Here is a 12,794-nt window from a genome sequence, read left to right as displayed (position 1 = left end):
CAGACTGCTCGTCGGGTGACGACGCGACGTATGTGGCGTCCTCACATTCCTCTGAAGAGCTGCCTGCCTTGGGCACCAGGAAGCACTGGAAGTCGATGGGCGTCGGGTGTGCGCCCATGCCGCTCAGCGCAGTTCCGTGGCGCGCGTACCGATGTCGAGGAACTCGACGATGGAGGTGATGTCGGCGTTGTAGACGAAACCGCGCGTGGCTTCGCTGACCCGGTGCCCCTGCGAAGCAGCGTAGGAGCGCATGTGGCTGGGCAGCACGCTCGACATGTGGAAGAGCAGCCGGGAATAGGTGTCCGGGAGTTCTGTCTCGCTGTCGGGGAACGTGACGGGAGTTCCGCTGGCCCCGGACACGTGCAGGTTGAAGAGGAGCACCGACCCGTCGGCGGTGGCGTGCGAGGCGAGGCCGATGGCCGCGCTCGTGGGATCACCGTCGGTGGACTCGCCGTCAGTCAGGTTGAGGACGATGGGCGGGAAACCGCCCGGATGCTCATCGACCCAGCGGGCCACCAGGGAGTCGGCGTACCCAAGGGCGCGGGTCATGGGGGTGCCGCCGTTGGTGACCGGGTCCATCCAGACAGGGAACTGAATGGTTGTCTCGACGAGGCCGCCGGCGCCATCCGGAACCTTCTTTGTACGGCTCTCCAGACGGGCGGGGTTGTTCGCAATCTCGCTCAGCGGTACGAGGTCCCGGCCAGCGAGCGCGCCGGTGAAGGCAGACCCGACCTGGTTGTGGCCGTAGCCGATCACCGCGACATGGAAGTAGTCGCGGACGCCCTCTTCCTTTGCGCACTTGACCGAGAGCTCCGTCAGCAGCCGGTTGATGGCGTCCGAAACGACTTGGGCGCGCTGCTGCACCGCTTCACCGCTGCCGATGGGATCGCTCATCGAGGCCGACTGGTCTACGAGGAAGATGAAGCAACCGGGGTTGGTCCGGCTGATCTCGGCGGTGTACGGCATCTCGGCGACCAGCTCCTCTGCATGACAGGGGCTGAGCGCCACGGCATGGGACGCGCGCGGAAACCTGACCCCCCAGGGAGGCTGATGGTAGCGGATGCAGTGTCAGCTCAGTGAGCGGGATTGGAGGGCTTCGCATGTTCCGAAGGGCTTTATGTATTCCGGCAGTTCGGCATCAAGTCCGGAAACGTCCGCATGGCCGACGGAACCCAGCGCAAGGGCTACATGCGCAACAAGTTCCTCGACCCCTGGCGCCGCTACTGCCCGACCATCCACCCGGTCGACGCCGCGCCAAACCTCCTGAAGGGCTGACTCCGCCCCGCCCCCGCTGGTTGCCGTCCTTGCCGTCCCTTCCGTGATCGCGCAGTTCAGAGGGCATACGCGCAAGACGGCAACCGGGCCCAAGACGGCAACAAGATCACGACCGACCGTGTGGAGCGCGGGACGTCGCCCGCATCCGTCTCGTGCCGTCCCACGCGTACGCGCCATGTCGCCGCAGGTCACCGGTCATGAGACCAAGACGGAAGGCCGACCTGTGCCGTCCCCGCCAGGGCGCGGCCAAGACGGAGACCGGCCGGGCCTGCCGTACCGGCCCTGACCTGTGCTTGCAACGGCCAAGACGCATCACGCCACCACCCCAAGGAATATCCCCGCTTGACTCTCCTCTCCCGCCTTCGACAACTACGCCTCCGGCAACCTGGCAGCAGGCCCAGTCAGGGGCAGCCGACGGTGACCGGGCGCACTGCCGAGCGGTTCGTGCTCATCGCGGCCGGAGTCGTCATCGTCGTCCTGACGGCCGGAGCGTTCTGGCTCTCCTACGCGCACCTGGCCGACGTTGCTGGCCAGCACGGCCTCGGCGGCTCCCCGATGCGCCGCTGGGCGTGGCCCGCCACCCTCGACGCGTTCATCGTCGCGGGTGAACTGCTCATGCTCCGTGCAAGCCTGCGTCAGGTCACCGACTTGTGGGCCATCGCCGTGACAGCCATGGGGCCTGTCGGATCCATCGCGCTCAACGTGGCGGGCGTGAGCGGAACGGGCGACGCCCGCGCCGTGCACTGCCAGCCGCAGTTCTCGCAGTCCCCGTCTTCGCAGGAACACTCCTTGACCGGGAACAGCGCGACGTTGTGCCTGCAGGGGCGGGCCAAGTTCCTGAGGCTGCGTGGGCCGTAGCCGTGCGCTCGGAGCTGGCGGGGGCGTCGGGCAGTGTCGAGGCCAGAGCATGCAGGTCTTCCTTGACGACGGCGGAGTCGCGGGAGGCCAGCGCGCGGCGCAGTAGCTGGACCGCTTGGTATGCGTGGTGCTTGTCCTTGCAGGTCAACACTGCGGTGAGAGATCGAGGGCCGTCGTATGGACCGATCAAGGCCATGACGCGGCTCTTGCTGGGGCTGTGCTCGCACAGGAAGTCGAAGAGGGGTGTGAGTCCGGGCTCGATGGCCATGCGGGAGACTCCGGGGACGCGTTGGGTGCGCAGCCTTGCGGGAGCGCATGCGAAGGAGGAGATCGCCGCTGGTGAGCGCAGTACTGGCGCGCTCCCGGACGGGACAGCGTGTGAGCTGCGGCTGGTGCCCCCGGTGCTACCGGTGGTCCGGACCGTGCGGAAAACAGCGTACTTCAGCGCACCGGCAGCGGGCGCCCAGATGAACGGACAGAGCTGTGCCGATCAGCGGGGAGTCGGAGGCGGTGGCCGCCCCGGCATCGCATTGCGTCAGATCTTGATCACACGGACGCCAGGGCCGCACAGCGTCAGGAGATCCTCGGGGTCGGACGTCAGGACGGTCACGGGGGAGGGGGACGCCATCGCGGTGGCAGCGACGATCGCGTCGAGGGCGTACTTGTGGCCGTGGAGCCCGGCTGCGGCGAGGAGTTTGCTGGCGTGGCGGGCGATGGCTTCGGTGGGCGGGATGATGTTGACGCGGGAGACGGCGTAGTCGAAGCGGGCCTGGTTGGTCTTGGGGTCGCGGGCTTCGACGAGTGTGACGGAGCTGGTGATGACGCGGATATCCTCGGCTTCGGCCGCGGCGAGCCATTCGGTGAGTTCGGGCGTGCGGCGTACGAGTTTGGACAGGCCTTCGCAGTCCAGGACGAGGGTGCCGCTCACGCGGCGTCCGCCGAGCCGGCCGCGTCGCCGCGCAGGATGGCCCGCTTGGTATCGACCGCAGCCTGGTCGACCGGGCCGTGCTCGGCTTCGGCGTCCTCGATGAGTTCGCGCAGCCGGTCGCGCTCCAGTTGGCGCTGGATGAGGGCTTCGACGTACGCGGACATGCCGCGCTTGCCGGTGCGTGCCCTGAGTGCCGTGATGGTGCCTTCGTGGAGGGAGACGGAGACTGGGCGGACGGGACCTTCGCCGGGAGCGGGAGCGGGAGTGGGGGTGGTGGCCATGGGAGTCATATTAACAAAACTCTTGTTATTGAGCGGGGTGTTTCCGCGACGCTGCGGCCTGACCGGAGGCAGGTGGCGGATTCCCTCGCGGAGTACAGATCCTCTGTGATCACCAAGCGCGACGATGCGATCCGTGGGCTGACGCGCGAGGAACTGCTCGCGCTGCCCGCGGCCGTGGATCTGGAGACGGCGAACCGCGCGCTGTCCCTCAGCCGCACCACGGGGTACGACCTTGCCAAGCGCGGCCGTTATCCGTGCGCGGTCCTGCGCCTGGGCAACGCCTATCGGGTCGTCACCGCCGACTTGCTCAAGCTGCTCCGCATCGACGTACCCGAGCCCCCAGGCATCGAAGAGGAGACGGCTGCGACACCCGAGACGGAAGTGGGCGGCCTCTCGTTGGCCTGCTGTTGCTGTGTGTGCTGCTGTGCTCGTCGGCGTGAGCGGTCTGAGCGAGGATCCTGCGTGTGATGGTCATCGTCTCGTATGTGTGATCTCGACAAGCCCTGCCACCATGGTGTCGGCAAGGAGCTGTGCAGGCCGGTTCATCGCATCGCCGAGAGGCGGGGAGCGCAAGGGGAGCGCGGACGCCTGTGGACAGTGCAACACGACATATGAGCAGCGGGACCGTGATCGGCGCGCTGATCTGCAAGAACAGGATCCGATGCGACCACGAGGCACACCCCATCACGATCGCTATTGCCCTCGTAATGCGTAGGTCTCGGGTTCGAATCCCGAAGGCGGCTCCGGCAAGGGCCAGGTCACTCGACTCGTGACCTGGCCCTTTTGTTGCTCGGGCAGTGCGCGGCGGCGACATCGCCGTGATGCGGCCGCCGTCCTCCGGAGTGCCCCCGGGCGGTTACGTCAGGGACTTCCGTACCGCTGCCACCAGCGCCGCCGCGCGTTCGTCGTCCGTTCCGCTGACGATGTGGTTCATGACGTAGCCGAAGGCGATCCCGTGGGCGGGGTCGGCGAAGGCGAGGGAGCCGCCGCGGCCGGTGTGGCCGAAGGCGTTCGGGCCGGTCATGGGGGTGCGGTCGGTGGGCAGCATGTAGCCGGTGCCGAAGCGGCTGGGGATCGTCATCACCCGGTCCCGCCCGGCGGCCTGCTCGGTGGTCGCCGAGGCCAGGGTCGCGGGGGTGAGGAGTCGCACGCCGTCGACCTCGCCGATGGTCCCGGCGTACATACGGGCGAGGGAGCGGGCGGTGCCGATGCCGTTGGAGGAGGGGAGTTCCGCCGCCTGGACGGCCGGGGAGTCGAAGTCGATGGCGGCGGGGTCGGTGACGGCGAAGGCCCGGTTGCTGAGCGAACCGGGGTCGAGCCAGGCGGCGGCCTGCTCGCGCAGTTCCTCCGAGTCGGCTTCGGCGAGGAGAGTGGCCAGGTCGACGGAAGGGCTCCGGTGAGTCATGCGGCTGACGCGGTCGCGTTCGCCCGCCGGCAGGCCGATGTGGAAGTCGAGTCCGAGGGGGATGGCGATCTCCTCGGCGAAGAAGCGGCCCGGCGTCCGGCCGGAGACACGGCGGATCACCTCGCCGACCAGCCAGCCCCAGGTCCGGCCGTGGTACCCGTGGGCCGTGCCCGGGGCCCACTGCGGGCGCTGGGCCGCCAGCGCCGCCGTCATCGGGCCCCAGGCCAGGGCCTGCGCCAACGGGAGCGGTTCGTCGACGGTCACCAGCCCGGCCCGGTGGGACAGCAGCCAGCGCACGGGGATGCCGGCCTTGCCGTTCGCGGCGAACTCCGGCCAGTACGAGGCCACCGGGGCGTCGAGGTCCAGCAGGCCGCGCTCGGCCAGCATGTGCGCGGCGGTCGTGGTGGCGCCCTTGGTCGCCGAGTAGACCAGTTGCAGGGTGTCCCGCGTCCACGGGCGGCCGGTCCCGGCGTCGGCGATGCCGCCCCACAGGTCGACGACCGGCCGGCCGTGCCGGTAGACGCACACGGCCGCGCCGATGTCCCCGCGCCGGGCGAAGTTCGCCGCGAACGCCTCACGGACCGGCTCGAACCCGGGCGAGACGTCTCCGCTGATGATCGTCATACCGCTCATCCTCGCAGCGCGGCCCCCCTCCGAAGGATGGTGGGCGATGGGCGTGCGAGGGAGGAGAAGGCCCCGGCGCGGGGTTCACGCGGCCGGGGTCAGCCCGGCGAGGTGGGACCGGGCCTCCGCGACGACGCGGCCGGACAGCTCGGTGACCCGGCCGTCCTCCCCGACCAGCGGGGTCCCCATCACCGTGACCGTCGTGCAGGCGAGGTCGAAGACCTCCCTGATCCGGGCCCGCCGCGGCGCGTCGTAGGTGCCGTAGTCGTCGTGGGCGGTGACCAGGGCGGTGAAGGCCGGGAGACGTTCCTCCATGGCCAGGCAGAGTTCCCGGAGGACGAGGCGGACCTCCCGGCTGCGCTGGAACACCTCGGACAGGGTCCGGCGGGCCTCGGTCAGTTCGGCCTCCGCCTCCGTCAGCAGCCCGGCGGCCTTCTCCTGGTCCCCCCGGTACGAGCGGCCCCGCCATTCCAGGAGGGCGCCGCCCACGACCAGGGCCGGTACGGCCACGACCGCGGCCAGGACCACGGTGCCCGCGGCCATGCCGCCGCCGCCCGCCGCGAGCGAACCGCCGCCCAGCCAGGCCAGGGTGGCGCTGCTCGCGGCGGCGCCGGAGAGACCGGAGATGGCGGTGCCGGTGGACGCCGTGGCGAACGCGCCGACGGCCATGTAGGTGGCCGCGCCCACGCCCGCGCCGACGCCCGCCCCCACGGCTCCGCCGCCGACGACCGAGCCGACGACGGAGAACGCGAGCTGCCGCAGCTCCCGCAGTTCCACGTCGGCCGGGGTGCTGCCGACCGGGGCCACCGGGGCCAGTTCGGCCAGGTCGATGTGCTTGAGCCGCTCGAAGGCCGTCCGGAAGGGGACCAGGGCCCGGTCGTACGTGGCCTGCCGCCGCTCCTGCTGGGCCCCGCTCTCCTGCGCGATGTGCCGGTCGAGCTTCCTGCGGCGGACGTCCAGCCGCTCGTGGCGCTCCTTGTTCCTCCGCGCGAGCCGGACGGCCTGGTACATGGCGACGGCCATGCGGTGCTCCCCCCTGAGCATATGAACTGATCAGGCGTCAGGTTATCGCCGATCGGGCTCTTTCCGGTCCGCCGTGTCCGTCGCGGAACGGGTCCGTGGGGAGGGCGGTCCGGGCGCGAGCACCGGTTCGAGGTCGCCGGTTCAGCGGCTCCGGGCGAGGCTTCCCCGCCAACCGCCCGTACGGTCCCCGGCCCGTGCGGCACCCCGTCCTCACGGGAGGCACGCTCCGGCTCCGCCGGCGGCCACCGCCACCCCCCGGCCGCCCCGCCCCGGCGGCCCCTCCCGGGCGGCACCCCCGCCCGGTCGCGAGGCAGCCTTCGCTGCCACTCCCGACCGCCTCGCCGCCACCCCTACTTCGCGTCCGCGTAGCACCGCACCGGCACGGCCGTGAACGGGAAGCGGACCGGGGTCGGGCCGAAGGTGAGGCGGGCGGCCTCGGCCGCGCAGCGGTCGAGGGCGGCGACCACCTCCGCGGCCTCCTCCTCGGGGCAGTGGACGATCACCTCGTCGTGCTGGAAGAAGACCAGCTCCGCCGCCATGCCGGTCAACGACCGGCGCAGCGCGGCGAGCAGCAGGAGGGTCCAGTCGGCGGCGCTGCCCTGGACGACGAAGTTGCGCGCGAACCGGCCCCGGGCGCGGGCCCCGGCGGAGGTGTGGCCCGGGGCGGTGTCCTCGGGGGCCGGGTCCTCGTCGTCGCGCTCGGGCGCCGGGGGACAGGTGCGGCCCAGCCAGGTGCGCACGAGCCGGCCCTCCTCGCCCGCGCGGGCGGCGTCGTCGACGTAGGCGACGGCCCGGGGGAAGCGGCGCCGGAGCGCGGCGAGGTGCTTGAGGCCGTCGCCGGAGGTCTGGCCGTAGACCGCGCCGAGCACGGCGAGCTTGGCCTGGCCGCGGTCGCCGGAGAAGGCGCGGTCGGAGACCTCCTGGTACAGGTCGGTCTCCCGTCCGGCGACCTCCATCAGCCCGGGGTCGCGGGAGATGGCCGCCAGGACCCTCGGCTCCATCTGGTCGACGTCGGCGACGACCAGCCGCCAGCCCGGGTCGGCGACGACGGCCCGGCGGATCACCTTGGGGATCTGGAGGGCACCCCCGCCGTTGGTGACCCAGCGCCCGGTGACGGTGCCGCCCGCCAGGAACTCGGGGCGGAAGCGGCCGTCGCGCACCCAGTCCTGGAGCCAGGACCAGCCGTGCGCCACCCAGACGCGGTACAGCCTCTTGTACTCCAGCAGCGGCTCCACGGCCGGGTGGTCGACCGCCTCCAGCTCCCAGCGGCGGGTGGAGCGGACCTTGATCCCGGCCTGGGAGAAGGCCCTCACCACGTCCGCCGGGAGGTCGGGCCGGACCCTGCGGCCGAAGGCGGCCGAGACCTCCTCGGCCAGCTCGGCCAGGCGGCGCGGCTGGCCGCCGCCCGCGTACCGCTCGCCCAGCAGGTCGTGCAGGACCTCGCGGTGGACGTCGGCCCGCCAGGGCAGGCCCGTGCGGTTCATCTCCGCAGCCACCAGCGTGCCCGCCGACTCGGCCGCCGTCAGCAGGCGCAGCCGGTCGGGGTGGGCGGACCGGTCGTGGCGGCGCTGCTGCTCGGCGTAGACGTCGAGCAGGTCGGCCAGGGGCAGCGGGGCGGCGCGCGGCTCGAACAGGGAGGACTGCGCGCCCGGTTCGGCGGAGCGCTGCGGCGGATCGGGCGGTACGGCGGTGCCGCGCAGCCGGGCGAGGGCGGCGGGGGCCGACCGGGGCTCGCCGTAGCGGCCCTCGTGGCCGAGCAGGAGGGTCTCGGCGGCCTCCACGTCGTAGCACCGCTCCACCCGTACGCCCGCCGCGAGCAGGCGGGGGTGCGCCTCGGCGGTGGACCGCCACACCCAGCGGGCGGCGCCGGGGCGGTCGCGCACGGCCCGCGCGAGGTCCGGCTCCCGCCGCACCGGGCCCGAGGGCAGCCCGTCGGGGCCGAGGGGGGCGACCTCCGCGCCGCCGTCCTCGGTCAACGCGATTGCCCATCGGCCGGCCATGGGGTGAGTCTCGCAGGGGGGTCGGACAGCGGGGTGCGGCGCGGGGGACGGCGCGCGGGCGCCGATCCGGTCGGTGCCGCGGTCGGTGCGGCGGGTGGTGGCTGCCCGGTGCCGCCACCACGCGCGCCGCGGCAGCGCATCCGGGCTCCGGCGGGACGACGCGGGTGACGCTGCCGCGGGCGGATCAGGCGGATCAGGCGGATCAGGTGGATCAGGTGGATCAGGCGGGCAGAGCGGTCCGGCGGATCGGGCCGGGCAGAGCGGTCCGGCGGATCCGAAGGCTGAGGTGGGTGAGGCGGTCCGGCGGAACCGGTGGGTGGGGTGGGTGAGGCGGTGGGGCAGGTCCCTGGGTGCCGGTGCGCCGGCTGCGCTTGGCCCCGGAGAGAGGGGAAGCCCGCCGTCCGGGTACGCCGGGGCGCGGGGTCGGTGCCCCGGCGTCGGGGTCAGCGGGTCCGGCCGGGACAGGGCCTCGGCAAGCGGCAGCCCGTGCCGCGCGGCGACGATCCGGCGCGCCCGCAGTTCGGCCCGGGAGCGCGGGCGGTACCGGGGCTCCTTACCGCATCCGCAGGCCGACAGGCCCTCGTAGCGCAGCCCCGCACCCAGCACCGCGGCCACCACGGACCATCCGCGGACGTCGCGCCGGGGCGGCGGGGCGAAGTCGTGACCCGCGCACCCGAGGGGCCGGGAGCAGTTCGGGTACGGGTGCTCCCGCTGGGGTCGGCGTACCGCTTGAAGCCGACGCGGCACGAGGCACAGACGTGGTGCGGCTTGTACCGGGTCATGGCGTAGTGGCACACCGGGGCACCGTACCGAGCGGGCTCCGGGCGGGCCATCCCGTTTCGCGGCCGCCCGTGCGCCGTGGGAAGCGGTCCTCTGCCCCGCCGTCCGCCGCCGGTAGCGGTCCTCTGCCCCGCCGTCCGCCACCGGTAGCGGTCTTCTGCCCCGCTCGTCCGCCGCCGGTAGCGGTCCTCAGGCCCGCCCGTTCGGCGCCGGAAGCGGTCCTCCGCCCCGCCCGTCCGCCGCCGGAAGCGGACCTCAGGCCCGTCCCTCCGTTCCCTCGCCCTCCTCCCCCCGCTCCTCGCCGGCCTTCGTGAACTCCGCCAGGGTCCTGGTGACGTAGCGCTCGGTGGCCTCCTTGGTGATGCCGAGGCCGTGGAGCACGCCCTCGCCGTTCTCGTGCTCCAGCAGGGCGAGCAGGATGTGCTCGGTGCCCACGTAGTGGTGGTCGAGGCGCAGGGCCTCGCGGAAGGTCAGCTCCAGGACCTTCTTGGCGGCCGAGCCGTACGGCACCAGCTCCGGCACCTCCTCGGCGGGCGGCGGCAGGACCGCCGTGGCCGCCGCGCGGACCGCGTCCAGGGGCACGCCCTGCGCGGCGATCGCCTTGGCGGCGAAGCCCTCGCGCTCCGTGATCAGGCCGAGGACCAGGTGCTCCGGCAGGCCCTCCGCGGCGCCCGCGGCCACGGCGGCGTGGTGCGCGGCCATCACGGCCTCCCGCGCGCGCGGGGTGTAGCGGTTGAAGCCCTGATTCGCGTCGGCTCCTGCGGAGTCCTTGGGGACGAAGCGCTTCTGCGCCGCCTGGCGGGTGACGCCCATGCGCCGCCCGATGTCGGTCCAGGAGGCGCCCGAGCGCCGGGCCTGGTCCACGAAGTGGCCGATGAGGTGGTCGGCCACCTCGCCGAGGTGCTCGCCCGCGATGACGGCGTCCTGGAGCTGCTCCAGGGGCTCGGCGTGCGCCTTCTTGATCGCGTCGATGAGGTCGTCGAGACGGATGGATGACGTGGTGCTGGGGTTCGTCGTCATGTGTCAACCGTAGGTTGACAGTGAGCGGGTCGTCAACCAGGGGTTGACAGTTGGCCGGTCCCGGCGCGTGGGACCATCGACGGGTGAGTGGGATGCCTGCCGTCGACCGTGCCTTCGGGGCCGCGTTGTACGACGACGCCGACGAGGCCCTCGACACCGGAGCCTCGGTGCTCGCCGCCGATCCGGCCTCCGACGCGGAACTGGCCCGGCGCGGCCGGGAGTTCGTGGCCGGGGCCTGGCGGAGGGGCTGGCAGCCGGCCGACCTCGCGCGGTTCACGCGGCGCGAGCTGGACGACGTCCACGTCCGGCTGGTGGCGGCGCTGATCCGGGAGCAGGCGCCGCACGACGGTCCGCGCGGGCCCCGCTGGACCGCGCAGATCGACGCCCTGCCCGCCGCGCCGCCGCCCCGCGCCGACCGGTTCTCGCACGCCACCGCCGTGCTGGAGCTGTACCGGCTGCTGCTGCGCCTGCCCGCGCTGGAGCCCCTGGAGCGGCCCGCGTTCCCGGACCGGGGCAGGCCGCGGGAGCTCCGGCCCGAGTCGCGCGCCCTCGGCCGCATCCGCGCGCTGCTCGCCAAGGCGGAGGCGACCGGGTACCCGGAGGAGGCGGAGGCGCTGAGCGCCAAGGCCCAGGAGCTGATGGCCCGGCACAGCGTCGACGAGGCGCTGCTGGCGGCCGGGGTGCCCTCGCCCGAGGCGCCCGGCGCCTGCCGGATCGGCGTCGAGGCGCCGTACGAGGAGGCCAAGGCGGTCCTGCTGGACGCGGTGGCCGGGGCCAACCACTGCCGGGCGGTGTGGAACGAGGCGCTCGGCTTCTCCACCGTCGTCGGCTTCGAGGCCGACCTGGAGGTGGTCGAACTCCTCCACACCTCGCTGCTGGTGCAGGCCGAGACGGCCATGACCGCGGCGGAGGCCGCCCAGCGGCGCGGCGGACGCAAGCGGACCAAGACCTTCCGGCAGTCCTTCCTCGCGGCCTACGCCCATCGCGCGGGCGTCCGTCTGCGGGCCGTCGCCGAGCGGACCACCGCCGGGCGGGGCGCGGACGGGGACGGGGACCTGCTCCCGGTCCTCGCCTCCCGCGCGGTCGCGGTGGCCGACCGGACGGAGCGGCTGTTCCCCGAGACGACCACGACCCGGCTGCGCGGTGCCGCCGACGCGGACGGCTGGAACGAGGGCGCGCGCGCCGCCGACCGCGCCCGGGTCGAGCCCCGCCGCCCGCTGCCCTGATCCGGAGGGCGACGCGGCCCGATTTCCGCTGGTGCCGCCTCCGCGCGGTGATCAGGCTGGTGGCATGACGATCCCTTCCCCCACCGGCCCGGTGGACGTTCTCCTGGGCATGTACGCGGCCGAGACGGAGTACCTGGCGGCCGGAGGCCCCGGCCGGGCCCCGTTCGCCCCGCTCGCCCGCTTCTTCGCGCCGGACGCCGAGATGCACCAGGCGGAGACCCTGCCGTACGGGGGCGTCTGGCGCGGGCACGAGGGGCTGGCGCGGTTCTTCCTGGAGATGGGGCGGACCTGGGAGTCGTTCGACATGGTGGAACGGGAGTTCCTCGCCACCGGTGAGACCGTGGTGGTGCGCCTGAGGGTGCGGGCCCGTGCCCGCGCGACCGGACGGGAGCTGGACTTCCCCGTACTGCAGGCCGTCACCGTCAGGGACGGGCGGATCACCGAGGTGCGTCCCTTCTACTGGGACACGCGCGCCGTCGCCGACGCCTGCGCCCCGCCCGGGGACTGAGGCGGGGCGGGGCGCGGGGCGGGCGTGCCGCAGGCACGGCGGGGGAGGAGCGCCGCGCCCGGGCGACGGCCCGCCGGCGGGGCTCCCCCGAGGCTCCGGAAGGGCCCCCGGAGCGGCTCCCCGGAGCGGCTCCCCGGAGCGGCTCCCCGGAGGGGCGTCCGGAAGTCCCGCAACTCATCCCCCGCCCGACCCCTCCGGCACTGTCCGTGCCCCTTGCCGCCATTCGTCCCACGCGTGCATCTGCACAGCCGCATGTTCCTGAATTTCCGGGGCACAAGCGGGAACGTCCTCTCGTGCGCGGGCGTCCATGAAGGCAGAAGCTTTCCGTAAAGCGAGCGCCAAAGCTGTAATCACGGGACCACCGCGCGTGCACGTGCATTTGCTCATGCATCCGCACGTGAACAGGGTTATGATCCGGATCAGTTGACCACTGCATCAATGGCCCTATCAGCCAGTGCACCACCACCGGGGAGCGACCTGTGGACCACGACGTGTACAACGTGTACAACGGCATGGCCGCCACGAAGCTGAACGACGTGGCCTGGCAGAAGAGCAGACACAGCAACTCGCAGGGCTCCTGCGTGGAGTTCGCGAGACTGCCCGACGGAGCGGTGGCGGTGCGCAACTCCCGCTTCCCCGACGGTCCCGCGCTCGTCTACACGCGAGCCGAGATCGAGGCCATGCTCCTGGGCGTCAAGGACGGCGAGTTCGACCATCTGGTCGTGAGCTGACACGTGCGAAGTGCGGACCGGCGCGCGAGGGCGGAGCCGGTTCGCGAGGGCGGTACGGGTGCGGTGCGGTGGAAGGCCCGGCGGGAGTCGGGAAGTCCGGGAAATCCGGGAAGTTCCGGGGGAATCCGGGGCGTC

The 12,794-nt window shown here is 72.9% G+C and carries 10 protein-coding genes and 3 pseudogenes; 6 read left to right on the top strand and 7 right to left on the bottom strand.

Translation table 11 applies throughout. The annotated features are described in order from the left end of the window. Positions 1 to 123 precede the first annotated feature (123 nt). Positions 124 to 966 (bottom strand): vWA domain-containing protein, encoded by an 843-nt coding sequence (locus ACZ7LB_RS03520; RefSeq protein ID WP_471465186.1) that lies wholly within the window; start codon positions 964 to 966, stop codon positions 124 to 126. A 159-nt stretch (positions 967 to 1,125) separates the two neighbouring features. On the opposite strand from ACZ7LB_RS03520, the pseudogene ACZ7LB_RS03515 reads away from it, so the two are divergent. Together ACZ7LB_RS03515 and ACZ7LB_RS03510 are read left to right on the top strand one after the other, a co-directional pair. Then, positions 1,126 to 1,275 (top strand): annotated as a pseudogene (locus ACZ7LB_RS03515) (DUF3631 domain-containing protein); the annotation flags it as partial. A 417-nt stretch (positions 1,276 to 1,692) separates the two neighbouring features. Next, positions 1,693 to 2,016, top strand: a pseudogene (locus ACZ7LB_RS03510) (DUF2637 domain-containing protein); the annotation flags it as partial. A gap of 652 nt (positions 2,017 to 2,668) precedes the next feature. Here ACZ7LB_RS03510 and ACZ7LB_RS03505 read toward each other — a convergent pair. Both ACZ7LB_RS03505 and ACZ7LB_RS03500 read right to left on the bottom strand, forming a co-directional pair. After that, entirely contained in the window at positions 2,669 to 3,061 is a 393-nt protein-coding gene (locus ACZ7LB_RS03505) for a type II toxin-antitoxin system VapC family toxin (RefSeq protein WP_471465185.1), read from the bottom strand. Then, positions 3,058 to 3,342: a hypothetical protein gene (locus ACZ7LB_RS03500; RefSeq protein WP_471465184.1), complete on the bottom strand. Its 285-nt coding sequence runs from the start codon at positions 3,340 to 3,342 to the stop codon at positions 3,058 to 3,060. The genes ACZ7LB_RS03505 and ACZ7LB_RS03500 overlap by 4 nt, the downstream gene beginning before the upstream one ends. A gap of 105 nt (positions 3,343 to 3,447) precedes the next feature. On the opposite strand from ACZ7LB_RS03500, the pseudogene ACZ7LB_RS03495 reads away from it, so the two are divergent. Next, a pseudogene (locus tag ACZ7LB_RS03495) lies at positions 3,448 to 3,660 on the top strand (hypothetical protein); the annotation flags it as partial. Between the two features lie 538 nt (positions 3,661 to 4,198). Here the strand turns inward: ACZ7LB_RS03495 and ACZ7LB_RS03490 are convergent. The 4 genes from ACZ7LB_RS03490 to ACZ7LB_RS03475 all read right to left on the bottom strand — a co-directional run bounded on the left by ACZ7LB_RS03490 (position 4,199) and on the right by ACZ7LB_RS03475 (position 10,194). Further along, complete coding sequence (locus tag ACZ7LB_RS03490) at positions 4,199 to 5,371, bottom strand: serine hydrolase domain-containing protein (protein WP_471465183.1); 1,173 nt, start codon at positions 5,369 to 5,371, stop codon at positions 4,199 to 4,201. A gap of 84 nt (positions 5,372 to 5,455) precedes the next feature. Then, positions 5,456 to 6,394, bottom strand: coding sequence for a hypothetical protein (locus ACZ7LB_RS03485; protein ID WP_471465182.1), 939 nt, complete (start codon positions 6,392 to 6,394; stop codon positions 5,456 to 5,458). A gap of 350 nt (positions 6,395 to 6,744) precedes the next feature. Then, positions 6,745 to 8,394: a bifunctional 3'-5' exonuclease/DNA polymerase gene (locus ACZ7LB_RS03480; protein WP_471465181.1), complete on the bottom strand. Its 1,650-nt coding sequence runs from the start codon at positions 8,392 to 8,394 to the stop codon at positions 6,745 to 6,747. 1,035 nt (positions 8,395 to 9,429) lie between these two features. After that, positions 9,430 to 10,194, bottom strand: a complete 765-nt coding sequence (locus ACZ7LB_RS03475; RefSeq protein WP_471465180.1) for a Clp protease N-terminal domain-containing protein — start codon at positions 10,192 to 10,194, stop codon at positions 9,430 to 9,432. A gap of 92 nt (positions 10,195 to 10,286) precedes the next feature. Here ACZ7LB_RS03475 and ACZ7LB_RS03470 point away from each other — a divergent pair, with 92 nt between their 5' ends. From ACZ7LB_RS03470 to ACZ7LB_RS03460, 3 genes are all read left to right on the top strand, one after another. Further along, entirely contained in the window at positions 10,287 to 11,420 is a 1,134-nt protein-coding gene (locus ACZ7LB_RS03470; protein WP_471465596.1) for a DUF2786 domain-containing protein, read from the top strand. A 64-nt stretch (positions 11,421 to 11,484) separates the two neighbouring features. Beyond that, positions 11,485 to 11,928, top strand: coding sequence for a nuclear transport factor 2 family protein (locus tag ACZ7LB_RS03465; protein ID WP_471465179.1), 444 nt, complete (start codon positions 11,485 to 11,487; stop codon positions 11,926 to 11,928). Positions 11,929 to 12,407: 479 nt separating this feature from the next. Continuing rightward, positions 12,408 to 12,659 carry a DUF397 domain-containing protein gene (locus ACZ7LB_RS03460; protein ID WP_471465178.1) on the top strand — a complete coding sequence of 84 codons (252 nt, stop codon included), beginning with the start codon at positions 12,408 to 12,410 and terminating at the stop codon, positions 12,657 to 12,659. Positions 12,660 to 12,794: the final 135 nt, after the last annotated feature.

This window comes from Streptomyces sp. NPDC107521, from assembly GCF_055598485.1.
The sequence above is the reverse complement of the archived record's forward strand: the minus strand, read 5'-3'. Positions and strand labels throughout refer to the sequence as shown.

What these genes read in the sequence shown, in the direction of transcription:
- ACZ7LB_RS03500 (WP_471465184.1), bottom strand. Translation starts at nt 3,342, where the DNA reads ATGGCCACCACCCCCACTCCCGCTCCCGCTCCCGGCGAAGGTCCCGTC.
- ACZ7LB_RS03490 (WP_471465183.1), bottom strand. Translation starts at nt 5,371, where the DNA reads ATGACGATCATCAGCGGAGACGTCTCGCCCGGGTTCGAGCCGGTCCGT.
- ACZ7LB_RS03470 (WP_471465596.1), top strand. Translation starts at nt 10,287, where the DNA reads ATGCCTGCCGTCGACCGTGCCTTCGGGGCCGCGTTGTACGACGACGCC.
- ACZ7LB_RS03480 (WP_471465181.1), bottom strand. Translation starts at nt 8,394, where the DNA reads ATGGCCGGCCGATGGGCAATCGCGTTGACCGAGGACGGCGGCGCGGAG.
- ACZ7LB_RS03465 (WP_471465179.1), top strand. Translation starts at nt 11,485, where the DNA reads ATGACGATCCCTTCCCCCACCGGCCCGGTGGACGTTCTCCTGGGCATG.
- ACZ7LB_RS03520 (WP_471465186.1), bottom strand. Translation starts at nt 966, where the DNA reads ATGCCGTACACCGCCGAGATCAGCCGGACCAACCCCGGTTGCTTCATC.
- ACZ7LB_RS03485 (WP_471465182.1), bottom strand. Translation starts at nt 6,394, where the DNA reads ATGGCCGTCGCCATGTACCAGGCCGTCCGGCTCGCGCGGAGGAACAAG.
- ACZ7LB_RS03475 (WP_471465180.1), bottom strand. Translation starts at nt 10,194, where the DNA reads ATGACGACGAACCCCAGCACCACGTCATCCATCCGTCTCGACGACCTC.